The sequence below is a fragment of the Mucilaginibacter sp. SMC90 genome (assembly GCF_022811725.1).
Classification (GTDB): Bacteria; Bacteroidota; Bacteroidia; order Sphingobacteriales; family Sphingobacteriaceae; genus Mucilaginibacter.
The window spans coordinates 5,662,090-5,684,167 of the sequence record NZ_CP094527.1 but is presented as its reverse complement, the minus strand read 5'-3'; the positions used below and the strand labels follow the sequence as shown (position 1 = coordinate 5,684,167).

Annotated in this window: 19 protein-coding genes; 12 read left to right on the top strand and 7 right to left on the bottom strand. The window is 42.0% G+C overall.

Features of this window, described 5'->3' with window-relative positions; genetic code table 11:
• Both MTO98_RS23515 and MTO98_RS23510 read right to left on the bottom strand, forming a co-directional pair.
• Nucleotides 1–1,257 (bottom strand): TCR/Tet family MFS transporter, encoded by a 1,257-nt coding sequence (locus MTO98_RS23515; protein ID WP_243481423.1) that lies wholly within the window; start codon nucleotides 1,255–1,257, stop codon nucleotides 1–3.
• A gap of 306 nt (nucleotides 1,258–1,563) precedes the next feature.
• Entirely contained in the window at nucleotides 1,564–2,829 is a 1,266-nt protein-coding gene (locus MTO98_RS23510) for a TCR/Tet family MFS transporter (protein ID WP_243481422.1), read from the bottom strand.
• A gap of 94 nt (nucleotides 2,830–2,923) precedes the next feature.
• Here MTO98_RS23510 and MTO98_RS23505 point away from each other — a divergent pair, with 94 nt between their 5' ends.
• Nucleotides 2,924–4,870 (top strand): TlpA disulfide reductase family protein, encoded by a 1,947-nt coding sequence (locus MTO98_RS23505; RefSeq protein ID WP_243481421.1) that lies wholly within the window; start codon nucleotides 2,924–2,926, stop codon nucleotides 4,868–4,870.
• 210 nt (nucleotides 4,871–5,080) lie between these two features.
• Nucleotides 5,081–6,355 (top strand): hypothetical protein, encoded by a 1,275-nt coding sequence (locus tag MTO98_RS23500; RefSeq protein WP_243481420.1) that lies wholly within the window; start codon nucleotides 5,081–5,083, stop codon nucleotides 6,353–6,355.
• Nucleotides 6,356–6,549: 194 nt separating this feature from the next.
• Here MTO98_RS23500 and MTO98_RS23495 read toward each other — a convergent pair whose 3' ends face one another.
• Nucleotides 6,550–7,257, bottom strand: a complete 708-nt coding sequence (locus tag MTO98_RS23495; RefSeq protein ID WP_112569956.1) for a TIGR00730 family Rossman fold protein — start codon at nucleotides 7,255–7,257, stop codon at nucleotides 6,550–6,552.
• A 117-nt stretch (nucleotides 7,258–7,374) separates the two neighbouring features.
• Nucleotides 7,375–8,874, bottom strand: coding sequence for a sodium:solute symporter (locus MTO98_RS23490; protein ID WP_243481419.1), 1,500 nt, complete (start codon nucleotides 8,872–8,874; stop codon nucleotides 7,375–7,377).
• 213 nt (nucleotides 8,875–9,087) lie between these two features.
• Between MTO98_RS23490 and recR the strand changes: the two genes are divergently transcribed.
• From recR to MTO98_RS23475, 3 genes are read left to right on the top strand one after another with little or no spacing between them, the layout of a single operon-like run.
• Nucleotides 9,088–9,714, top strand: coding sequence for a recombination mediator RecR (gene recR / locus MTO98_RS23485; RefSeq protein ID WP_243481418.1), 627 nt, complete (start codon nucleotides 9,088–9,090; stop codon nucleotides 9,712–9,714).
• A gap of 2 nt (nucleotides 9,715–9,716) precedes the next feature.
• Nucleotides 9,717–10,550: a glycosyltransferase family 2 protein gene (locus tag MTO98_RS23480; protein WP_243481417.1), complete on the top strand. Its 834-nt coding sequence runs from the start codon at nucleotides 9,717–9,719 to the stop codon at nucleotides 10,548–10,550.
• On the top strand, nucleotides 10,537–11,352 hold the full coding sequence (locus MTO98_RS23475) for an SDR family oxidoreductase (protein WP_243481416.1): 816 nt from the start codon (nucleotides 10,537–10,539) through the stop codon (nucleotides 11,350–11,352). The genes MTO98_RS23480 and MTO98_RS23475 overlap by 14 nt, the downstream gene beginning before the upstream one ends.
• Before the next feature lie 91 nt (nucleotides 11,353–11,443).
• On the opposite strand, the gene MTO98_RS23470 is transcribed toward MTO98_RS23475, so the two are convergent.
• Entirely contained in the window at nucleotides 11,444–12,388 is a 945-nt protein-coding gene (locus MTO98_RS23470; RefSeq protein ID WP_243481415.1) for an ion channel, read from the bottom strand.
• A 474-nt stretch (nucleotides 12,389–12,862) separates the two neighbouring features.
• Between MTO98_RS23470 and trpD the strand changes: the two genes are divergently transcribed.
• From trpD to trpA, 3 genes are all read left to right on the top strand, one after another.
• On the top strand, nucleotides 12,863–13,852 hold the full coding sequence (gene trpD / locus MTO98_RS23465; RefSeq protein WP_243481414.1) for an anthranilate phosphoribosyltransferase: 990 nt from the start codon (nucleotides 12,863–12,865) through the stop codon (nucleotides 13,850–13,852).
• A 3-nt stretch (nucleotides 13,853–13,855) separates the two neighbouring features.
• Nucleotides 13,856–15,664: a bifunctional phosphoribosylanthranilate isomerase/tryptophan synthase subunit beta gene (locus MTO98_RS23460; RefSeq protein ID WP_243481413.1), complete on the top strand. Its 1,809-nt coding sequence runs from the start codon at nucleotides 13,856–13,858 to the stop codon at nucleotides 15,662–15,664.
• A 109-nt stretch (nucleotides 15,665–15,773) separates the two neighbouring features.
• Nucleotides 15,774–16,544: a tryptophan synthase subunit alpha gene (gene trpA, locus MTO98_RS23455; protein ID WP_243481412.1), complete on the top strand. Its 771-nt coding sequence runs from the start codon at nucleotides 15,774–15,776 to the stop codon at nucleotides 16,542–16,544.
• Nucleotides 16,545–16,667: 123 nt separating this feature from the next.
• Here the strand turns inward: trpA and MTO98_RS23450 are convergent, their stop codons facing one another.
• Both MTO98_RS23450 and MTO98_RS23445 read right to left on the bottom strand, forming a co-directional pair.
• Nucleotides 16,668–17,288, bottom strand: a complete 621-nt coding sequence (locus MTO98_RS23450; RefSeq protein ID WP_243481411.1) for an L-threonylcarbamoyladenylate synthase — start codon at nucleotides 17,286–17,288, stop codon at nucleotides 16,668–16,670.
• A 272-nt stretch (nucleotides 17,289–17,560) separates the two neighbouring features.
• Nucleotides 17,561–18,103: a YceI family protein gene (locus MTO98_RS23445; protein WP_243481410.1), complete on the bottom strand. Its 543-nt coding sequence runs from the start codon at nucleotides 18,101–18,103 to the stop codon at nucleotides 17,561–17,563.
• Nucleotides 18,104–18,289: 186 nt separating this feature from the next.
• On the opposite strand from MTO98_RS23445, the gene MTO98_RS23440 reads away from it, so the two are divergent.
• The 4 genes from MTO98_RS23440 (at nucleotide 18,290) to MTO98_RS23425 (ending at nucleotide 22,066) form a co-directional block, all read left to right on the top strand.
• On the top strand, nucleotides 18,290–19,924 hold the full coding sequence (locus tag MTO98_RS23440; RefSeq protein WP_243481409.1) for an FMN-binding glutamate synthase family protein: 1,635 nt from the start codon (nucleotides 18,290–18,292) through the stop codon (nucleotides 19,922–19,924).
• A 446-nt stretch (nucleotides 19,925–20,370) separates the two neighbouring features.
• Complete coding sequence (nfi, locus tag MTO98_RS23435; RefSeq protein WP_243481408.1) at nucleotides 20,371–21,072, top strand: deoxyribonuclease V; 702 nt, start codon at nucleotides 20,371–20,373, stop codon at nucleotides 21,070–21,072.
• Nucleotides 21,073–21,095: 23 nt separating this feature from the next.
• Nucleotides 21,096–21,419 (top strand): hypothetical protein, encoded by a 324-nt coding sequence (locus MTO98_RS23430; protein ID WP_243481407.1) that lies wholly within the window; start codon nucleotides 21,096–21,098, stop codon nucleotides 21,417–21,419.
• Complete coding sequence (locus tag MTO98_RS23425) at nucleotides 21,401–22,066, top strand: ATP-binding cassette domain-containing protein (RefSeq protein WP_243481406.1); 666 nt, start codon at nucleotides 21,401–21,403, stop codon at nucleotides 22,064–22,066. The genes MTO98_RS23430 and MTO98_RS23425 overlap by 19 nt, the downstream gene beginning before the upstream one ends.
• Nucleotides 22,067–22,078 lie beyond the last annotated feature (12 nt).

Sequence of the window (22,078 nt, the reverse complement as noted above, 5' to 3'; positions counted from 1 at the left end):
TTATAATTTAGCTTCTACCGGCTTTGAATCGGCTATTCTGTTTTTTTTGATGCTCCTGATCGCCAAAAAAACAGCTATCAGCATCAATACAGCCCCTAAAATATAAGGCGCACCAGGAAAATAAGTTGAAGTATTGCGATGGGTAAACAAATGAAATACCGAGCTCATTAACAGCGGCCCTATGATCACCGCCAAACTACTGATACTGGTGAGCGAACCCTGCAATTCACCCTGCTCTTTTGCTGAAACCGTACTTGTGATCATGCCCTGCAATGATGGCCCCGAAATACCTCCGAGACAATAAGGCACCATAAATGCATACATCATCCAGCCCTGGTTAGCAAATGCTATGAGGGTTAAGCCTATGGTGTAAAATAGTAAACCGGCTATTATATTTTTTTCCTGCCCAAATTTAGGGATAGTGAGCCTGATGAGTCCACCTTGTATGGCAACCAGCACAATGCCAATGAAAAAGCCTAAAAAGCCAATGCTTTTCAACGACCAGTCAAACTTTTCGGTTACGTAAAATGATAACACATATTCAACTGCCTTTTGGGCTATATAAACCAATGAGAATGCACCGATAAGCCCGGTTAAGGAGGGATAGCGGGATAGGTTCCTTAACGAACTGATAGGGTTGGCCTTTTTCCATTCAAAGCGCCTGCGGTTTTTGATGTTCAGTGATTCAGGTAGTACAAAATAACCATAGGCAGCATTCAGAAGCGCTAATCCCGCGGCCAGCATAAACGGGAACCGCACGTTCAATGCGCCCAGAAAACTGCCGGTGCCTATGCCAATAATAAACCCAAGTCCTGATGCTGCTCCAACTAAGCCAAAGTTTGCTGCCCGGTTTTTACCGGTACTGATATCGGCTATGTAAGCGGTTGCGGTGGTATTACTGGCCCCTGCAAAGCCAGCTATAGCCCTGCCAATAAACAACCATGCCACGGTAGGTGCAAAGGCCATAAAAATGTAATCTATCCCAAACCCTATAAGCGAGCCTAATAATACCGGTCGTCGGCCATACCTGTCGCTCAGGTTACCCAATAGTGACGAAAACAGGAATTGCATGGAGGCATAGGTAAATGTTAAATACCCGTTGTATTGCGCAGCGGTACTTACATCCATGTTGCCCAGTTTCTCCAGCAGTGAAGGCATCACCGGGATAATGATACCCAAACCAAGCACATCAATAAAAAGCGTTACGAAAATAAACCCTAAGGCGGCGGTATGTTTTTTTTTAGGTTTGGCGCTCATTAATAATGATAAAGGTTTAAATAGCGTAAAAGTTTTGGCGTGTTATATTTTACAGTTTGATCTTTAATTGATACTTGTGCTGTTATTGATAGTAGTTCGCCGTTATTGGTGTTGTCACTAACAAGTGTTCGGCAGATGAAATTATCTCTTAAAAAAAAGTATGTCATTGAGCGTAGCGCGGCAATCTCGTAGCCAATGCATGTCCGCTCTGTATAGCTACGAGATTGCTTCGTCGTGCCTCCTCGCAATGACATACTTTTTAAACTAACATTTTAACGGCGCAGCTTTAAGCTTTTATATAAATGCTCAATGCAAAGTAGCTACAGCATCAATATCCTTTGCCGACGCTTTCTTGACATTTTTAAAATTACGAATAGCAAGCAATGCGCTTATCAGCATGAGTATAGCGCCTAAAATAAATGGAGCTCCCGGCAAAAAGAAAGGCCTTTTATCATTGGTGAAATAATAAAACAATGTTGTCATTACCCATGGGCCAAAAATAGCGCTCAGGCTCATCAAACTGGTGAGACCTCCCTGTAATTCGCCTTGTTCATTGGCAGGTACCTGGTTGGTCATGATACCCTGTAACGCAGGGCCGGCAATACCGCCAAGGGCGTAAGGCACCATGAAGGCAAACATCATCCAGCCTTGTGTTGCCATAGCAAACAGGATAAGGCCTATACTGTACAACAGTAAGCCAACCCAAATACAGCGCTCCATCCCCAATTTAGGTAATATCACACGCATCAGGCCGCCCTGTACAAGCGCTATCATCAGGCCTATAAAGGCAAGGGAATAGCCAACAGTATCCTCGCCCCATTTAAATTTTTCGAAGGTGAAATATGTCCAAACGTTTTGTACCGCCTGGCCTGCAAAGTATACCAGGAACAGGGATAAAGCCAAACCCATTACCGATGGATATTTTTTTAACTGCAGTAATGAGCCCAGCGGATTTGCCCTTTTTATATCAAAAGGACGACGATGGGCATCATCCAGCGATTCGGGCAGGATGAAGAAACCGTAAATAGCATTAAGGAAGGCTAAACCTGCAGCGGCGAAGAACGGATATTGAACATCCATTTTACCCAGCACGCCGCCAATAGCAGGGCCAATAATAAAACCGAGGCCAAAGGCAACGCCAATCATCCCAAAGTTTTGGGCGCGTTTTTCGGGAGTGCTAACATCTGCTATATAGGCAGATGCAGTGGTAAAACTTGCTCCTGTGATGCCAGCAATAGCCCTGCCCAAAAACAACCAGCCAATGGATGGGGCAAAGGCAAGGAACAGATAATCGATACCAAAACCTAACAAGGAGCAAAGCAAAACCGGGCGACGCCCATACTTATCGCTCAGGTTGCCTATCATAGGCGAAAACATGAACTGCATTACCGAGTAAGCCAGCGTTAAAAAGCCGGCATATAGCGAAGCTTCACTTAAACCAGCATGAATTAGTTTTTCAATTAGCTTGGGCAGTACAGGTATGATGATACCTAAGCCTACTACATCAATCAGTAAAGTAACAAAGATAAAGCCTAAAGCTCCCTGGGGTTTATTCTTGGCGGAATTGTCCATGGTGCAAAATAAATTATATAAGGTTAATAATTGTTAAAATAATTGTATTTAAAATAATTTGTATCTAAATTGAATTAAACCAATAGTTAAACCTATGAAACCACACAAATCAATTTTGCTGCTGCCGGCCTTGCTGGCTGTGCAATGCGTTTTTGCGCAAAGTAACCATCTATCTTTATCAAGTAACTATCCTACGGCTTCCGAAAAGGTACAATTTACTTATACTTCTAAAGATTCGCCACTTGCTGGAAAAAAGGATATCAGCGCGCAGGTGTATTTTTTAGACGGGAAAGATTATCCTGTAACGGAAGTTGCGCTGAAGCCCTCAGGCAATGCATTAACCGGTGAGTTTGAAATTCCTGCAACTGCTAAGGCATTTTTTATAAAAGTTTACAGCGGTGCAGATATCGATAACAACAATGATAAAGGTTATATGTATGAAGTTTATAAAGATAAAAAACCGGTTCCGGGGGCTTTTGAGGAGGAGGCTTATGTAATAAGCAGTAATCTTGCCTCTAATTTTGGGAAAATCAAAGCCGATAATGATCGTGCATTTGAGTTGCTTAAAAAGGAGCACGAGGTGTATCCCACCGGCGAAAAGAAATATGACGGCAGTTATTATTGGATAATGGCGAAAAAAGCATCACCGGCCACTAAAGCGCTGATGAAGGCCAAGGTTAAATTGCTCGAAAAAAGCGATAATGAAAAGGACCTGAATCTTGCATCATCTATCCTCGGTAATCTGAATGAAAAAACAGCTGCTGATTCGTTGAAAAAAGTGATAAAAGCCAAATTTCCTGCTGGCGAGATAGTTAAAAATGAAGCCATTTATGCTATGGTTATGGAAAAGGAATTAGGTAAGCGCGATTCAATTTACAAAGACTTTGAAAGCAAATTTCCTGGCGATAAGGACCGTAACGTTGACTATGTTCGTACCCAGCTGGCAATTGGCTATTTAAATGCAGGTAACCAGGAAGCTTTTGAAAAGTACGTTGCCATGATTCAAAACAAATCGGCCCTGGCAAATGGCTATAACAATATTGCATACAATTGGGCGGTTAAAGGTGAAAAGTTGGAACAAGCGGAAAAGCTGTCGAGGCAATCACTTGATATAGCGCTGGAGAAGCAAAAAAGTGCAGAACCTTCACCTTTCTATACAAAAAGCGAAGTGGAAAAGCGTGGTAAAGACATGTACAATACGTATGAGGATAGTTACGCCTATATCCTTTATCGCGAAAAAAAATATAATGAAGCTCTGAAGTATCAAAAAGAAGTTTATGAGTATGATACCGAAAACGATCCGACAACCAATGAACATTATGTGTTGATATTGAATGCTCTTGGTAAGTATGCCGAATCAAAAGCGGTTATTGAAAAAGCGTTTAAGGCAGCTAAAGTTTCTCCGGTTTTAAAGGAGGAATTAAAGAAAGCCTACGTCGGTTTAAAAGGCAGTGAAGCGGGTTATGATCAATACCTTGCAGGCTTATCAGATATTGCAAGGGATAAAAAGAGGGAAGAAGTGGCTAAACAAATGATCAACCAGCCGGCCACAAAGTTTGCTCTTAAAGATTTTGCCGGGAATACCGTTTCGCTGGCCGATTTGAAAGGCAAAATTGTTATCGTGGATTTTTGGGCTACCTGGTGCGGCCCTTGTAAAGCATCTTTTCCAGGCATGCAAATGGCCGTGAATAAATATAAGGACGATCAGGATGTAAAGTTCCTGTTTATTGATACCTGGGAAAACGGTGATAGCTATATTGATGGCGTAAAGAAGTTCATTGCCGATAGTAAATACACTTTTAACGTGCTGATAGATGAAAAAGGCGGCGATGGGCGGCAGTCAAAGGTGGTAACGCAATTTGGGGTAACCGGGATCCCAACCAAGTTTATTATTGATAAAAGCGGCAACATTCGCTTTAAAGTTGTGGGTTTTGACGGCTCGGCAGAGGGATTGGTTGATGAGGTGAGCACGATGATTGACATGGCAAAAGGGCCTGTTACTGCCGAAGTTGCTGTTGCTCCAAAACAAAGCATGAAATAGCTGATTGCAAACCTAAAACTATATCAAACAAAAATGCCGCCCTGATGGAGCGGCATTTTTTATTGGTGTGCTTGTTAAAAGTTTGGCTTTATTTCGAGCTCGTCCCATAGTGCGAACTATATTAATGTTATAATTAGAGTTAATAATTGTTAAACTAATTGTATTTAAAATAATTACTCCCTAACTTGAATTATACATTTAGTTAAACCTATGAAACCACACAAATCAATGCTGTTATTACCTGCGGCGCTATTGGTAATGCATAACGCTTCCGCGCAAAAAAGCCGTCTCGTATTATCTGATAATTACCCTTCCGCTTCTGAGAAAATTAATTTCACATATTCGCCTACCGGCACCTTGCTGGAAGGGAAAAAAGAAGTAAGCGCACAGGTGTTTTTTATAGACGGAAAGAATTTTCCGGCAGTAGATATTGATCTGAAAACAAAAGGGCGAATGTTAGAAGGCGGCTTTACGATCCCCGCTGACGCTAAAACATTTTTCATTAAGATTTTTAGTAATGAGGATATTGACAATAATAACTCAAAAGGATTTATATATATGGTTTATAAGGATAGGATACCGGTTGCGGGTGCTTATGAATCAGAGGCTTTCGTATTAAATAGCGAAGTGGGCGGTCGATTTGCTAAAATAAAAGCAGATCATGATGCTGCCATTGCATTATATAAGCAGGAAAATGAAGCCTATCCTGAAGTCGTAAAGTTATTTGATCATAACTATTATTATTTATTGAGCCGTAACCGCGATACCGTAAGCAGGGCAATACTGATTAGCAAGTTGAAAAATTTGGAGAGGAATACCAGTGAAACTGAGCTCCACCTTGCAGCCTCCATAAGTGGATGGCTTGGGCAAAAGACATCGGCCGATTCCCTGAACAACCTCATCAAAGTTAAATTTCCGAATGGCGAAACGATAACCAATGAAGAAATATATGCTATACTTGATGAGAAAGTAACCGGAAAGAAGGATTCTCTATACAAAGTGTTTATCTCGAAGTATCCGGATAGCAAGAACTCTAATCTTGAAAATATTCAAGCACAGATAGTAGTGGGCTATCTGGAGGCTGGTAATATTGAAGCAGCTGAAAAGTACGCTCTGCTAATTCAAAAAAAATCGACCCTGGCAGGTTGTTTTAATGATGTTGCCTATGAGTGGGCCACTATGGGTACTAATCTTGGGCTTGCTGAAAAGCTCTCAAAGCGATCAGTTAATATCATGCTTGAAAATCTAAAGCATCCGGATTCAATGCCTTTTTATTCGTCTGGGGGCATAAATCAATTGTACAAGGATATGTATTATAATTACTCGGATAGCTATGCGTTCATACTTTACCTTCAAAAAAGATATGGTGAGGCGTTAAAATATCAAAAAGGGGTTTACGAATACTACAAGCATAATAGACCAATTATTGAACATTATGTATTGATCTTGAATAATTGGGTAAATATGCTGAATGCAAAAGGGTAATAGAAACTTTCCTGAAGACCAATAAAAGCAACGATATTTTGTATAACGAGTTGAAAGAAGCTTACGTAGGTTTAAATAGAAGCGAGACGGGCTTTAACGAATACTTTAATACCGCAAGCGGACAACGTATAAATTAGTTGATCTTAACAAAAAATGCCGCCCTGATGGAGCGGCATTTTTTATTGTCGTGCTTGTTAAAAGTTCGGCTTAAGCACGTATTTATTATAAAAGCGGGTGATGTGTTCAACAGCTTCTTCGGCGGTGTCAACAACGCGGTAAAGGTTAAGGTCATCAGGGTTGATGTTGTGCTGCTCGTTCAGCATTTTTTCTTCAACCCAGCTAAACAGGCCTTTCCAGTATTCAACCCCAACAAAAATGATAGGGAAGCGGGCAATTTTACCGGTTTGGATCAGGGTGATAGCCTCGAACGATTCGTCCATAGTGCCAAAACCACCCGGCAAAATGATAAAACCCTGCGAGTATTTCATAAACATAACCTTGCGGATAAAGAAGTAATCAAACTCCATGATCTTATCCCTGTCGATATATTTATTATGGAACTGCTCAAAAGGAAGCTCAATGTTCAAGCCTACCGATTTACCGCCGTTTTCATAAGCGCCTTTATTGGCTGCTTCCATGATACCGGGACCACCTCCAGATATTACACCGTAGCCATGCTCAGTAAGCAAACGGGCAGTATCTTCGGCCAATTTGTAGTACTTGTTATCGTTATGCGTACGTGCCGACCCGAAGATGGATACGCAGGGGCCAATTTTGGCCAGTTTTTCAAAGCCGTCAACAAATTCGGCCATTATTTTAAAGATCTGCCAGGAGTCGGTAACCTTAATTTCCTGCCAATCTTTGTTTTCGAACGCTTGTCTTATTTTATCTTCTCCGGTCATAGCCTTTTATTAGTCCGGAAGTCGGGAAAGTCCGAAAGTCCGGAAGTATTTTTATTCTATATTAATTAATGCAAAGTACGAAGAAAATTGATTTCGGTTGATTTGCGGATCAATTTTTTACCTGTCCAACTCCAGGCTTTCCACCTTACGGACTTCGCCGGCTTTAGAACTTGAAAAGGCCAGGAGCCCGATAAATGTAATTAATCCGTTTACAATAATGAGTTCGTTACCAAAAACATATCCACCCAAAATAGATTTTGATTCGGCATTTAAAAAATAACATATAGCAGGAGAGAGTATACAAATAAAAGGCACCAGTTTATCCTTAACCTGCCTGCTGCTTACAAACAAGCCAAACGAATACAGGCCCAGTAACGGACCATAGGTGTAAGATGCCACGCTGAATATAGCACTCACCACGGCCTCGTTGTTAATAGCGTTAAATATGATAATTGTTAAAAACATCAAGCCCGAAAAGGCTATGTGTACCCAATGCCTTACCGCTACCATTTTTTTGCTGTTTACATCTGCACGCTTGTTAAAGCCTAAAAAGTCGACACAAAAGGAGGTAGTAAGCGCCGTAAGGGCTGAGTCGGTAGTGGCAAAGGTAGCAGCCGTTAAGCCCAGCATAAATATCATGGCCGGCACCAATCCTAAATATTGCAGGGCAATGGTAGGATACAAGTAGTCGGTTTTGGTAACATTGATACCGTTTTTAGCGGCGTACATGTAAAGCAAAGCGCCCACACTCAGAAAAAAGATGTTAATGATTACGAAAACGCCTACAAAGCTGAACATGTTTTTTTGTGCCTCTTTGATGTTTTTAAGGCTGAGGTTCTTCTGCATCAGGTCCTGATCAAGCCCGGTCATGCCAATAGTAATGAACATGGCACCTAAAAACTGTTTACCTAAATGCAGCTTGCTGCTCATGAAATCGTTAAAGAAAAATATTTTGGAATAGCTGCTGTTTTTGATGGTTTCGGCGGCTTCAAAAATATTCATGTGCAGGCTTTGGCAAATGAAGTATATCGACAGGAACACAGATAACACCAGGAAAAATGTTTGTAAGCTATCGGTGATGATAATGGTTTTCAATCCCCCTTTAAATGTGTACGACCAGATAAGTGCCAAACAAATAAGTACTGTAACAGCAAATGGGACATGATAACTATCAAATATAAATTTCTGCAATACGATAACCACCAGGTATAACCTGAATGCAGATCCGATAACCCGGCTTACCAGGAAGATAGCTGCCGCCGTTTTATAGCTCCAAACGCCCAATGCACCTTCAATATAACTATAAATAGAGGTGAGCTTAAGCCGGTAGTATAAAGGAAGTAAAACGGTGGCTATAATGATAAAACCTGCCGCGTTGCCCAGTACAAATTGAAAATAGGCAAACTGATCGGTACCCACCTTACCCGGTACAGAAATGAAAGTAACGCCGCTCAGCGCTGTACCGATCATCCCGAAGGCAACCAGGTACCATTTAGAGTTGCGGTTGGCTACAAAGAAAGTGTCATTATCCGACGATTTTTTTGATGTAAGCCAGGAGATGATAAGTAATACCAGAAAGTAACCGATAATGAATGATAATAATACTCCGGGCGACATAGGCGTGTGTTATGTTTTTCTAAAGTCGGAATCTTTTTTCAAAAAAGATAATTATTGTTGGATGGGATTCATCTCCACCCGTCATTGCGAGGTACGAAGCAATCGCGAACTTTACAAGGAAACCTTGCATAGCCCCTCTGCAAATCGGGGATTGCTTCGTACCTCGCAATGACGGTATGGAGATGTTATTCAAAAAATATTTACCTTCGCACAATGAATTTTTCGTCCAAATTACTGGAAAATGCCGTAACTGAATTTGCCAAATTACCGGGTGTAGGTCAGAAGACCGCCCTGCGTTTGGTGCTGCATTTACTTAACCAGGATAAGCAGGATGTTGAACGTTTTAGTACCGCGGTTACTAAACTTCGTAACGAAATACAGTTTTGCCGCGTTTGCCATAATATATCTGACCATCAGGTTTGCGAGATCTGCTCGTCGCACCGGCGCGATCACAGCCTTATTTGCGTGGTTGAGGATACCCGGGATGTAATGGCTATCGAAAATACCAACCAGTTTAATGGTGTTTATCACGTACTTGGTGGCTTAATATCGCCGATGGATGGCGTTGGGCCGTCAGATTTGCAGGTGGATACCCTGGTTGAGCGCCTTAAGCCGACAGATGATAACGAGGTTAAAGAAGTGGTTTTTGCCCTCAGCGCCACTATGGAAGGTGACACAACACTATTCTATCTTCATAAAAAATTAAAAAGTTTCAATATTACCATTACAACCATAGCTCGTGGCATAGCTTTTGGTGGTGAATTAGAGTATGTAGACGAGATAACTCTGGGCCGTTCCATAGCTACCCGCGTTCCGTACGAAAATTCACTATCCAAGTAAACATGAAACTATCAATAGTTGTTGTAAGCCATAATACCTGCAACCTGCTCAGAATTGCCCTGAATGCAGCGATCAGGGCTGCCCAGGACGTTAGTCACGAGGTTTTTGTGGTTGACAATGCCTCGGCAGATAAGTCGGTGGCCATGCTTGGTACTGAGTTTCCAGATGTAAAAGTGATATCCCGCGATAAAAATGAGGGTATGGCATGTGCCTATAACCACGCGCTCAAGCTGGCTATTGGTGAGTATGTTTTACTGGTCAATGCGGATACAATTACAGGCAAAAAGACCGTTGAGAAAGCCCTGGAGTTTATGGATCTGCATACTGATGCCGGTGGTTTAGGTGTGCGCATGATAACTCCGGAGGGTAAATTTCTGAAAGAATCAAAACGCGGCTTCAATAAGCCCTGGGAAACCTTTTTTAAGCTAACAGGTCTGGCAAAACAATTCTCTAAATCAAGGCTTACTAACCCCGATAGTAAAGATTGGGTAGAGGAGTTTCAAACCTCCGAATCAGATATCATTAACGGTGCATTTATGCTGTTACGTAAGGAGGCGCTTAACCAGATAGGTTTGATGGATGAGCGTTTTCATACCTATGGTTATGATATTGATTATTCGTACCGCATCAGGCTTGCCGGGTTTAAAAATTACTATTTCCCCAAAACATACATCATCAACTTTAACATACAAAACAAGGTTAAATTTAGCTGGATACACATTAAGGAATATTATGGTGCGATGATTATCTTCGCCTCCAAATATTTATTTAAGGTGCCCGAACTTAAGGTGGAGGGCATCCCCCAGCTAATTCCTCCTTCGTATGAAGTTAAATGATAAGGTTGTTATAATTACCGGCGCTTCGTCGGGTATTGGAAAATCACTCACTTATGAATGTGCTAAACGCGGTGCCAATGTGGTACTTGCTGCACGGCAATATGTTACCCTGTGCCAGATCACCGAAAAGCTGCAACAGGAATATAAGGTTAAAGCCCTTGCCATACAATGCGATGTAACCATTGAGGAGGATTGCAGGCAGCTTATTAAGCAAACACTAACCACTTTTGGCAAAATTGATGTACTGATCAATAATGCAGGCATGTCCATGCGGTCTCTTTTTAAAGATGCCGACCTTAAAGTACTCAAGACTTTAATGGATGTTAACTTTTGGGGTACGGTTTATTGTACCAAATACGCCCTGCCCGAAATTGTTAAAACTAAAGGAAGTATAGTAGGTGTATCATCAATAGCAGGATATAAAGGCCTGCCGGGCCGGTCTGGGTATTCAGCATCAAAATTTGCCATGAATGGCTTTTTAGATTCGTTAAGGGTTGAAAACCTTAAAACCGGCGTACATGTATTAACTGCTTGCCCGGGCTTTACAGCATCGAATATCCGTAATACAGCCTTAAACAGCGAGGGTAAACAACAAGGCGAAAGTACCCTTGAAGAACAAAAAATGATGAGCAGCGATGAGGTAGCTAAAATAATAGCCGACGGCGTAGAAAACCGAAGCCGAACCCTCATCATGACCGGGCAAGGTAAGCTAACCGTAGCCTTAAGCAAATTTATCCCGGCTTTTTTAGATAAAATGGTTTATAATGTATTTACAAAGGAACGGGATCCGTTACTGCGTTAGGTCGTTAGTTCATTAGTTCACTGGTTCATTGGTGTCTGTATATTTGAAACGTGTATTGAATAGATCACTAATGAACTAATGAACCAGTGAACTATTGAACCGCGTCATACGCGCTTATCCTGCTCAGATCCAAAACAACCCGGCCTGTTTCATCGCGTTCAAACACGGGTTTGAATTTAGCATCCCATATAAAATCATCGTACTGGTATGATGTACGTGAGTGGATAGTTTGTGAAAAAGTATCATCGAACGTTTTGAGGCTTACGGTTAAGCCAGCCTGCCGGCGTTGAAGCTCTTCGGGGGTGATATCTTTGATCGGACTGTTTTCGTCGAGCGGGTGAACTACAGTCCAGTTGAGTGTAAGGATACTAACACGGGTGCGTTCCAGCGCTAATTGAAAGAATTTACGTACCGTTTTGCCATTTTCATCGTCATTATAGCTGAAAACTACTTCCATCTCCAAATCAATAAGAATGTTTTTGCGCTCATTAGCCAAACGAAACATTAATCCTTTGCCGCTATCGCGATACGGTGCGATAAGCACATTACGGCTATACATGATCTTGGCTGATGGGCGTGAAAAACGCCCGTAAAGTAAACCCGTTGCCAGGGCAAATGCCAATAGGCCCATCATAGATTCGAGCGCCGCAATGGTATTTGGAATAATGCCTTTAGGACTTATATGGCCATAGCCTACAGTTGATATGGTTTGTGCCGAAAAAAAGAAGGCATCCATAAAGCGGTCGAAATTGCTGCTGCCGCTTTTTCCATCTAAAACATCGGGCCCAAGCGAAAAGTAAATAATAGCGAAAATGATATTTACAGTAAAATAAGCGCTAAAAACAATAACCCAAAACTTGCGCCAGCTCATGGTTATCAACGAATGATAGTTGTTTGCTGTGCTAAAAAAGGGGAGGCCGGTACGTTTTACGTTAATAGTACCATCCTTGTTGATAACCGGCTGGCTTTTTATAACCGGCTGGGTACCAAAGCCAAGATCGTCCTCGGGGTTAATTTTTTCTTTACGTATGGACATGAGGCCAATTAGTGAATTGTTGAGTTAGTGATTTAGTGAATTTTTGATTGAACGCGGGCAATAGCGCGAACTCAATAAATCAACAGCTAAAATATCGAATTTAAGTAATCTTGGATTGCTTTCCAGATTAAATCACTAATTCATTAACTGATCTTAAATCACTAACTCGCTAAATCAATAATTCACTAACTAAAATAATTCTGTTTGTTTTTATAAAAACTATTTACATATTTGTGCCAACAAGTAACAATGAACAAATTAAACAACAATTGGTGGTGGCTTAACGAGTAATCGTAAGGCAATTCCATGTTTGTTTGAAAAATATATTCAGGAGGGTTGCCATACGGCAACCCTTTTTTTATTGCGCGTAGCGCCCCCGTCCCCCGCCAGCTGGCGGGGGACCGATAAGCAAGGGGGAATGGGAAAATTAATATTTATGCATACTAACACCCCCTTTAGGGGGCAGGGGGGCACATGAAACAGATACTTAATCATCTTTTTGAGCACAAAACCTTTAGCAGGGAACAATCTAAAGGCATTTTGATGAACATTGCGCAGGGTAAGTACAACAACGCGCAAATGGCCGCCTTTATGACGGCATATTGTATGCGGAGCATTACTGTTGAAGAACTGGAAGGCTTTCGCGATGCCATGCTGGAGCTTTGCCTGCCGGTTAACCTGGAGACCGATGGTCTTATCGATTTGTGCGGCACCGGCGGTGACGGTAAAGATACGTTCAACATTTCAACACTCGCCTCATTTGTAGTGGCAGGTGCCGGTTATAAAGTAGCCAAGCATGGTAATTACGGTGTATCATCAGGCTGCGGTTCATCAAATGTGATGGAATACCTCGGTTACCGCTTTACCAACGATCTGGATAATTTGAAACGCAGTACTGATAATGCCAATATCTGTTTCCTGCATGCGCCGTTGTTCCACCCGGCTATGAAAACCGTAGCACCTATCCGTAAGGAATTGGGCGTTAAAACCTTTTTTAATATGCTTGGGCCAATGGTTAATCCGGCAAAGCCTGATAACCAGTTGGTGGGGGTATTTAACCTTGAACTTGCTCGTGTGTACGCTTACCTGTACCAAAAATCAACCACAAAATATACCATCATAAACGCACTGGAAGGTTACGATGAGATCTCGTTAACCTGTGATTTTAAAACCTTCTCGGCCGATGGTGAAAAGATCAACAGTGTTGAAGATCTTGGCTTTGAATTGATTGATCCTAAAGAAATTACTGGTGGGGATACTGTGATGGCATCTGCAGCTATATTCAGCGATGTGCTTAAGGGTGATGGTACTAAGGCTCAAAATAATGTTGTGCTGGCCAATGCTGCGCTCGCCATTAAAACGATATGTCCTGAAAAAACTTTTGGCGATTGTTTTTATGAAGCAGAGGAAGCATTGCTTGGTAAAAAGGCGCTGAAAAGCTTTAATACATTGTTGCAAAACTAAGTTATGAAAATAAAGGTTTGCGGTTTAAAACATCCTGAAAATATTGAAGCGGTTGCCGCTTTGCAACCCGATTACCTGGGTTTTATATTCTACGGAAAATCGCCCCGATATATGGCCGGCCTGCCGGCTGATATGCTGCAAGCTATACCGGCTTCCATTCAAAAAACCAGTGTTTTTGTAAATGAAAGTGCCGAAAATATTGAGAAGCTGATAGCCGAATATGGCTTTAACGCCATTCAGTTGCATGGTGATGAAAGTCCGGAGTTTTGTGCTGCTTTTAAAGACAGGGTAACTGTGATCAAAGCATTCGGTCTTAATGAGGATTTCGATTTTGAACAGCTAAAAGATTATGCTAACAATGTTGATCTTTTCCTGTTCGATACCAAAACGAAGGAATACGGCGGCTCGGGCAAAACGTTTGACTGGGCTATCCTTGATCAATATAAACTGGAAATCCCTTTCTTTTTATCAGGAGGGATAGGCCCTGAAAATATAGCTGAAGTTAACAATATCACACATCCCCAATTTTATGGGGCTGACCTTAACAGCAGGTTTGAAATTGAGCCGGGCTTAAAGAATATCGAAAAATTAAAAGACGCATTTGATGTCGTCAAAAATAAAATAAAGCAGATGAAATACGGAGTTAACGAACAAGGTTATTACGGCGATTTTGGGGGAGCATACATACCCGAAATGTTATACCCTAACGTGGAGGAATTAAGGCAGCAATACCTCAATATCATAAATGATGATGATTTTAAAGCTGAGTTTAACGATTTGCTGAAAAACTATGTTGGCCGCCCTTCTCCGTTATATCATGCCAAAAGGTATTCGGAAAAATATGGTGCCAATATATTTTTTAAACGTGAAGATCTGAACCATACCGGCTCGCACAAGATCAATAATGCCATAGGGCAGATCTTACTTGCTAAACGCCTCGGCAAAAAACGTATCATTGCCGAAACCGGTGCAGGACAGCATGGGGTTGCAACAGCAACTGTATGCGCTTTAATGGGCATTGAATGTGTGGTTTACATGGGCGAGATTGATATGGCCCGCCAGGCACCTAATGTATCGCGCATGAAAATGCTGGGCGCTAAGGTGGTACCGGCAACTTCGGGAAGCAAAACACTGAAAGATGCAACTAATGAGGCTTTGCGCGATTGGATTGGTAATCCGGTTGATACGCATTATATTATAGGTTCGGTAGTTGGCCCATATCCATACCCTGATATGGTAGCCCGTTTTCAGTCGATAATCTCTGCCGAAACAAAAAAGCAACTGGTGGAATATACAGGTAGTGAATTACCGCAATATGTACTGGCCTGTGTAGGCGGGGGCAGCAATGCTATGGGTATGTTTTATCATTTTTTAGATGACGAAAACGTGAAACTGATAGCCGTTGAAGCCGCTGGCAAAGGCGTAAACAGCGGCGAGTCTGCTGCCACTACCGCTTTAGGCAACGAGGGTGTATTGCACGGCAGCCGCACCATTTTAATGCAGACGGAAGATGGACAGGTTGTTGAACCTTATTCCGTTTCGGCAGGGTTGGATTACCCCGGTATTGGTCCGCAGCACGCGCATTTATTTAAAAGCCATCGTGGTGAATATGTAAGCATAACTGATGATGAGGCTTTACAGGCAGGTTTGCTTTGCTGCCAGTTGGAAGGCATTATCCCGGCCATTGAAACAGCCCACGCTTTGGCCCATTTGGAGAAAATGAAGTTTGAGGCTAACGATAATGTTGTAATCTGCATTTCGGGCAGGGGAGATAAAGACCTGGATACATATATTAAATATTTTGGCTATTAAAAAAATGGTCTGAACTTGAATTAAACGAATTATAGGAATTAATTGAATTCTAATATTCTGCCCAATCGTTAAATTCGATTAATTCGAGTTCAGACAAATCTAACATACAATGAACCGTTTAAACAAGCTTTTTGCATCAAAGAATAACAACCTGTTATCTATATACTTTACCGCCGGTTACCCGGCACTGAATACCACGGTTGATATTGCCGAAGCCCTTGAGAAATCAGGTGCTGATTTCCTGGAGATCGGTTTTCCTTATTCCGATCCGGTAGCCGATGGCCCAACTGTTCAGCACAGCTCAGAGCGTGCCCTTGAAAACGGCATGAGCCTGAAAGTTTTGTTTGAAGAACTGGCCGAACTGCGCAGCCGTGTGAGCATTCCAATTTTGCTTATGGGATATCTGAACCCGATTGTTCAGTACGGTATTGAACGTTTTTGCAAAAAAGCTGCCGAGGTTGGGGTTGACGGCATCATCGTGCCCGATCTGCCGATGTATGAGTACGAAACGCTGTATTCATCATATTTTATTGATAACGGCTTAAGCAACATATTTTTGGTGACGCCTCAAACATCTGAAGAGCGGATCCGCAAAATCGATAGCCTGAGCAGCAGTTTTATTTACCTGTTATCGTCATCAACCATAACCGGTTACAACCTTAAATTAAGCGATAGTGTTGAAGAATACTATAAACGTATTGTTGCAATGAAACTGAAAAATCCAACTATTATTGGTTTCGGCATTACCGATAGCAGCAGTTTTGCCAAAGCATGTAACTATGCTAACGGTGCCATTATAGGTAGTAAATTTGTAAAGCTTTTAGGTGAGGATGGGTATATGGATAAGATTGATGGGTTTGTGAAGGGAATAAGGCCGTAAGATTTACCAACCGTCATTGCGAGGTACGAAGCAATCCCAAACTGTACAGAGAAACCTGATAGCGCCTCTGCCTCTTGGATTGCTTTGTACTTTGCAATGACGTGAAATATTGAGGTCCCAGCCTTACAAATACAATTCTAAATCACCTTTACCTTCACGAATAATCTCAAAGTCGCCGGTTGTGCAATCTACTACGGTTGAGGCAACATTATCGCCATAGCCGCCATCAATCACAATATCTACCAAATCTTCATACTTCTCGTGAATCAGTTCCGGATCGGTAGAGTATTCCATGATATCGTCATCATCCCTTATCGATGTTGATAGTATAGGATTGCCTAAAACGCGTACGATTTCGCGGGCTATATTATTATCGGGCACCCTGATACCAACAGTTTTTTTGTTGGAGCTAAGCATTTTGGGCACCATGTGGCTGGCGTTAAATATAAACGTGAACGGCCCTGGCAGCGCTTTTTTCAGTACACGAAAAGTTGTGTTATCAATTGGTTTGATATAATCAGAAATATGGCTGAGGTCGTAACAAATAAAGGAGAAATTAGCCTTTTCGGGCTTGATATTCCTGATTTTGCAAATAGCCTCAATAGCACGATGATTGGTAATATCGCATCCCAAACCATAAATGGTATCGGTAGGGTATATGATGAGGCCGCCTTTTTTTAACACCTCAACCACCTGCTCAATAGCTTTGGGATTAGGGTTTTCGGGATATATTTTAATCAACATATTATAAGAACAAATATAGCGCTACTTAGTTTAACAACGGCAGTAAAACGACTTGAAATCACGTAATTAACATGGTGCAGAAAACTTACGAAGTTTTTAAAACTTCGTAAGTTTGGGTAGGTGTCAAAAACCAAAAAGCCATTCGCTTTAAACGAATGGCTTTTCTATCATTAATTTTAACCTGTTTACTGTTTCAACAATGCCGTGTTGTTTGGATCCTTTAACAACAACGGCATTTTAAAAGTTAAAACACAGCAACAGTATTAAAACAATTAAGCTTGTTTAGTGAACTGTATGTTGATCAGCAATTTAATGTCTTCGCCAACTACAATTGAACCGGCTTCGGTTACGCCGTCCCAGGTTAAGCCGAAATCTTTACGGTTAATTTTACCGCTGATCTCGAAACCAGCTTTGGTGTTGCCATAAAAATCAGCAGCCGAGCCACCAAATTCTACGTTAAGGGTTACTGGTTTAGTTTGATCTTTAATGGTCAGGTTACCTTTCAATTCATATTCTTCATCATCAGTTTTGGTGAATGAAGTTGATTTGAAAGTGATCTGAGGATATTTTTCAGCATCAAAAAACTCTGCTGATTTTAAGTGCTCGTCGCGTTGAGTCTGGTTGGTATCGATGCTGTTGATATCTAATGCGAAATCAATTTCTGCATTATCAAAATCATCGTTATCAGTTAATAATTCACCGTTAAAGCTTTTGAAAAAGCCGCTTACAGTTGAGATAACCAGGTGTTTAACTTTAAATTGTACTTCTGAGTGCATTGGGTCGATAACCCATTTTGCTGCTGTTGCTGTTGCCATGATTTTTTTTGTTTTTTTTGTTGATACAAAGATAAGTACAAAATTACGTGTTTAAACATGTATTTATACTTTGTGACTTTAAAACGACATAGAGTAAGTTTGTTAACCACAAATTTGGCACATTGTTTAAATTACAATTCTATTTTTATCAAACTTAATAGCGGCTTCATATAAAATTAACCATCCATGAGAAAACTCTTCATTGTCTCGTTTTTTATCATATTCAGTATGCTTGGTGCCTGGAGCATTATCTGGCCGCCGGCTGCGTGGTCGTTTGCAATCATGGGGCCTATATACCTTATCGGTTTTTATGACATGATACAGCCCAGGCATAGTATCGTGCGTAATTACCCTGTGTTTGGTCACCTTCGGTATTTGATGGAGGAGTTGCGGCCAAAAATTTATCAGTACTTTATTGAAAGCGATACCAACGGAACACCCTTTAACCGTCAAAACAGGAGTGTGGTTTATCAGCGTGCTAAAAAGGTTGATGATACGCGCCCCTTCGGTACCGAGCTTGATGTTTATGATAATGGTTACGAATGGCTTAACCACAGCATTGCCGCAATAGATCATCATCAATTAAACATGGACCCGCGCGTAAAAGTAGGAGGGCCGGCATGTAAACAACCATACATGGCCAGCGTATTTAATATTTCGGCCATGAGTTTCGGTTCACTGAGCATGAACGCCATCCTTGCGCTTAACGGAGGCGCAAAGCTTGATAACTTTGCACATAATACCGGCGAAGGTGGTTTGAGCGACTATCACCTGCAGCCCGGCGGTGATATTATCTGGCAGATAGGTACCGGGTACTTTAGCTGTCGCCATAAGGATGGTACCATTAATTACGATGCATTTGCCGAGCGTGCTGTGTTACCGCAGGTAAAGATGATCGAGATCAAACTATCGCAGGGTGCAAAGCCCGGGCACGGCGGTATTTTGCCCGCAGCTAAGGTAACGCCCGAAATTGCGCGCATCAGGTTGGTGGAAATGGGCGAGGACGTGATATCGCCGCCGTATCATACCGCGTTTACCAATCCTTTGGAATTGATGACCTTCATTCAAAAGCTTCGTGACCTTTCGGGTGGTAAGCCTGTCGGCTTTAAATTATGTGTTGGGCATAAAAGCGAGTTTTTAGCCATTTGTAAGGCAATGGTTAAAACCGGCATCACGCCCGATTTTATTACCGTTGATGGGGGAGAGGGCGGTACCGGTGCTGCTCCGCTTGAATTTAGTAACTCGGTAGGGATGCCGCTTCGCGAAGCCCTTGCCTTTGTTTACGATGCGCTAACAGGTTTCGATCTTAAAAGGAATATTAAACTCATAGCATCAGGCAAAGTAGCTACTGGCTTTGATCTCGTCAAAAATTTTGCGCTCGGCGCCGATATGTGTAACAGTGCCCGCGGTATGATGTTCGCATTAGGGTGTATCCAGGCGCTGGAATGTAACAGCAATACCTGTCCTACAGGTGTCGCCACGCAAAATAAGAGCCTGATGAAAGGGCTGGTGGTTGATGATAAAAAAGTACGGGTAGCCAACTTTCACAAGCTTACGGTAGGCAGTGCCATTCAAATGATTGGCGCTGCAGGTTTAACCAAGCCCTGTGACCTGCACCGAATGTATATCTACCGCCGGATTAACCACAGCCAGATCCTCACTTATGGCGAATTGTTTCCTTATATTCCCAAAGGCAGTTTGCTCAATACGCCGTATCCGGCATCGTTTGAGTTTGATATGGCCATCAGCAAGGAAGATACTTTTATACCGGATTACAGCGGTGTAACTAATATTGATTATAGTAATGTGAGTTCGTATTAAAGGTGAGTGGTTGATTGGGTTGATTAGGTGAATGGTTGAAGATTAGTCATATCGCATAAATCGACTCACCCCGACTGCGCTACGCTGGTCGACCCTTACGCATGTTCAAGCGTCCACGCCATAGCGGTTAACTTAAGGCAAAAAACCTCTCAAAAGCATGGGAATGTGCGATTCCCCTCTCGAGAGGGGTGGAGGGGTGTGTTATTCTGTGTGCGGCTTATCGCTTATGTAACACACCCCTGCTACCACTCGTTCCATCGCTCCCCCTATCGAGAGGGGATTTTAAAAGGCTTACGCCAAATTACTCTCTTAAGTTAACAGCTATGGCGTGGACGCTTGAACATGCGATTGTGTAAATCCATCAGAATCAAAACAAAACCCTCATGAAAATCATTATCACAAAATAAGCCATCGACGAAATCAACGTAATCAATTCCCAATCAACGGTGCGGCCAGAATTATATGAAAACCTTACCCCTGAACAGGCCGTAGCCTGGCAGCATGAGTTGCGCAGGCAAATTGATATTCGTCCGCTGGATAAGCCTGTTAAAATCATCGGTGGTGCCGATATTTCATTCAATAAATATTCGGAAGTAGTTTACGCCGGTATCATCCTGCTCAAATATCCTGAGCTAACTATAATAGGCCAGGCAACGGCTATCAGTAAAACAAAGTTTCCGTACATCTCCGGTCTGCTGGCATTCAGGGAAGTGCCGGCTTTGCTTGAAGCCTGGGAAAAACTGCCTTTTAAACCCGATGTTATGGTATTAGATGGGCAGGGGATAGCACACGAGCGCCGCACAGGCATAGCTACCCATTTCGGTTTGCTCACTAATGTTCCATCTATTGGTAGTGCTAAAAGCAGGCTTTACGGCAGGTACCAGGAACCCGGTAACGAGGTGTTTGACCAAAGCCCGATGTATGATAAAGGCGAATTGATAGGTATTGCTTTACGCACCAAAAAGAAATGTAACCCTATTTATATTTCGCCGGGCCATCACATCAGTATGGAACAAAGTGTTGAGCTTATCAAAAACTGTATCCGGGGTTACCGCATCCCCGAACCTACCCGGCAAGCACATCTGTTAGTGAATAAAATAAGAATTGCTGACGGGGAAAATTTTAATTCGCAACCAACGTTATTTTAGCTAACCTGTCATGATTTAGCTAAATGCGTAACACCATAAAAATTACCTGGTATTTTTATAAATCTTTATGGCTATGGTGCCTTATCACCAGTTTAACCTGCGCTTATTACGTGCTTCCCGGCAAGATCAACGTTGCGGAATCATACATTTTTAAGCTGATGGGTTATGGCCTTGCTATCGGCTTTCAATATATTTACCAAAACGCTAACAGGACATTCTTCTACTTCAGAAATGCGGGCTACAGTATCGACAGTTTATATATATACAGCTTTATATCTGATGCATTAGCCTACAGTATTTTCATCTCCATTTCAAAACTCATACTACATTGGGCCCACATATTTTAAAAACGGATAGCGTTCATCTTGAGTTTGACGGACGGAAGATATTGCAGGATATTTATATTGATTGCAGGCAGGGTGAAGTTGTTGGCCTGCTCGGTCGCAACGGCTGTGGAAAATCATCATTATTACGCATTATGTTTGGCTCGCTAAAGCCGTCTTACAAGCACATCAGTATAAATGATATTCCGATATTGAAAGGTTATCATAAGGGGCGTATCGCCTATCTGCCCCAGCATACTTACCTGCCACAAAATATAAAGCTTAAAAACCTTGCTCAACCTATTATCGATCCGCAATTTTGGGCTGATTTCAGTAATCACCCTATTTATCAAAAGTATTACGATCAAAAGGCCGACCAGTTGTCGGGTGGCGAGTTAAGGCAACTGGAAACACTGATGTGTATTTACAGCCGGGCCGATTTTATTTTGCTCGATGAGCCGTTTACCCACGTTTCACCAATACAAACGGAAATGTTTAAAGAGATAATTGGCAGGTGTGCAAAGATAAAAGGAATCATTGTTACTGATCATCAGTATTATAATATCCTCGATGTTGCCGACAGGATAATCCTGATAGCAGATGGCAGCACCAAGCCCATTAATAACTCCGACGACCTGGTTAGGTATGGTTATATCAACCACGTTATTTAATTGCCGGGACCT

Coding starts and splice junctions, on each gene's coding strand:
- MTO98_RS23515 (WP_243481423.1), bottom strand. CDS start 1,257: ATGAGCGCCAAACCTAAAAAAAAACATACCGCCGCCTTAGGGTTTATT.
- MTO98_RS23510 (WP_243481422.1), bottom strand. CDS start 2,829: ATGGACAATTCCGCCAAGAATAAACCCCAGGGAGCTTTAGGCTTTATC.
- MTO98_RS23505 (WP_243481421.1), top strand. CDS start 2,924: ATGAAACCACACAAATCAATTTTGCTGCTGCCGGCCTTGCTGGCTGTG.
- MTO98_RS23500 (WP_243481420.1), top strand. CDS start 5,081: ATGAAACCACACAAATCAATGCTGTTATTACCTGCGGCGCTATTGGTA.
- MTO98_RS23495 (WP_112569956.1), bottom strand. CDS start 7,257: ATGACCGGAGAAGATAAAATAAGACAAGCGTTCGAAAACAAAGATTGG.
- MTO98_RS23490 (WP_243481419.1), bottom strand. CDS start 8,874: ATGTCGCCCGGAGTATTATTATCATTCATTATCGGTTACTTTCTGGTA.
- recR (WP_243481418.1), top strand. CDS start 9,088: ATGAATTTTTCGTCCAAATTACTGGAAAATGCCGTAACTGAATTTGCC.
- MTO98_RS23480 (WP_243481417.1), top strand. CDS start 9,717: ATGAAACTATCAATAGTTGTTGTAAGCCATAATACCTGCAACCTGCTC.
- MTO98_RS23475 (WP_243481416.1), top strand. CDS start 10,537: ATGAAGTTAAATGATAAGGTTGTTATAATTACCGGCGCTTCGTCGGGT.
- MTO98_RS23470 (WP_243481415.1), bottom strand. CDS start 12,388: ATGTCCATACGTAAAGAAAAAATTAACCCCGAGGACGATCTTGGCTTT.
- trpD (WP_243481414.1), top strand. CDS start 12,863: ATGAAACAGATACTTAATCATCTTTTTGAGCACAAAACCTTTAGCAGG.
- MTO98_RS23460 (WP_243481413.1), top strand. CDS start 13,856: ATGAAAATAAAGGTTTGCGGTTTAAAACATCCTGAAAATATTGAAGCG.
- trpA (WP_243481412.1), top strand. CDS start 15,774: ATGAACCGTTTAAACAAGCTTTTTGCATCAAAGAATAACAACCTGTTA.
- MTO98_RS23450 (WP_243481411.1), bottom strand. CDS start 17,288: ATGTTGATTAAAATATATCCCGAAAACCCTAATCCCAAAGCTATTGAG.
- MTO98_RS23445 (WP_243481410.1), bottom strand. CDS start 18,103: ATGGCAACAGCAACAGCAGCAAAATGGGTTATCGACCCAATGCACTCA.
- MTO98_RS23440 (WP_243481409.1), top strand. CDS start 18,290: ATGAGAAAACTCTTCATTGTCTCGTTTTTTATCATATTCAGTATGCTT.
- MTO98_RS23430 (WP_243481407.1), top strand. CDS start 21,096: ATGCGTAACACCATAAAAATTACCTGGTATTTTTATAAATCTTTATGG.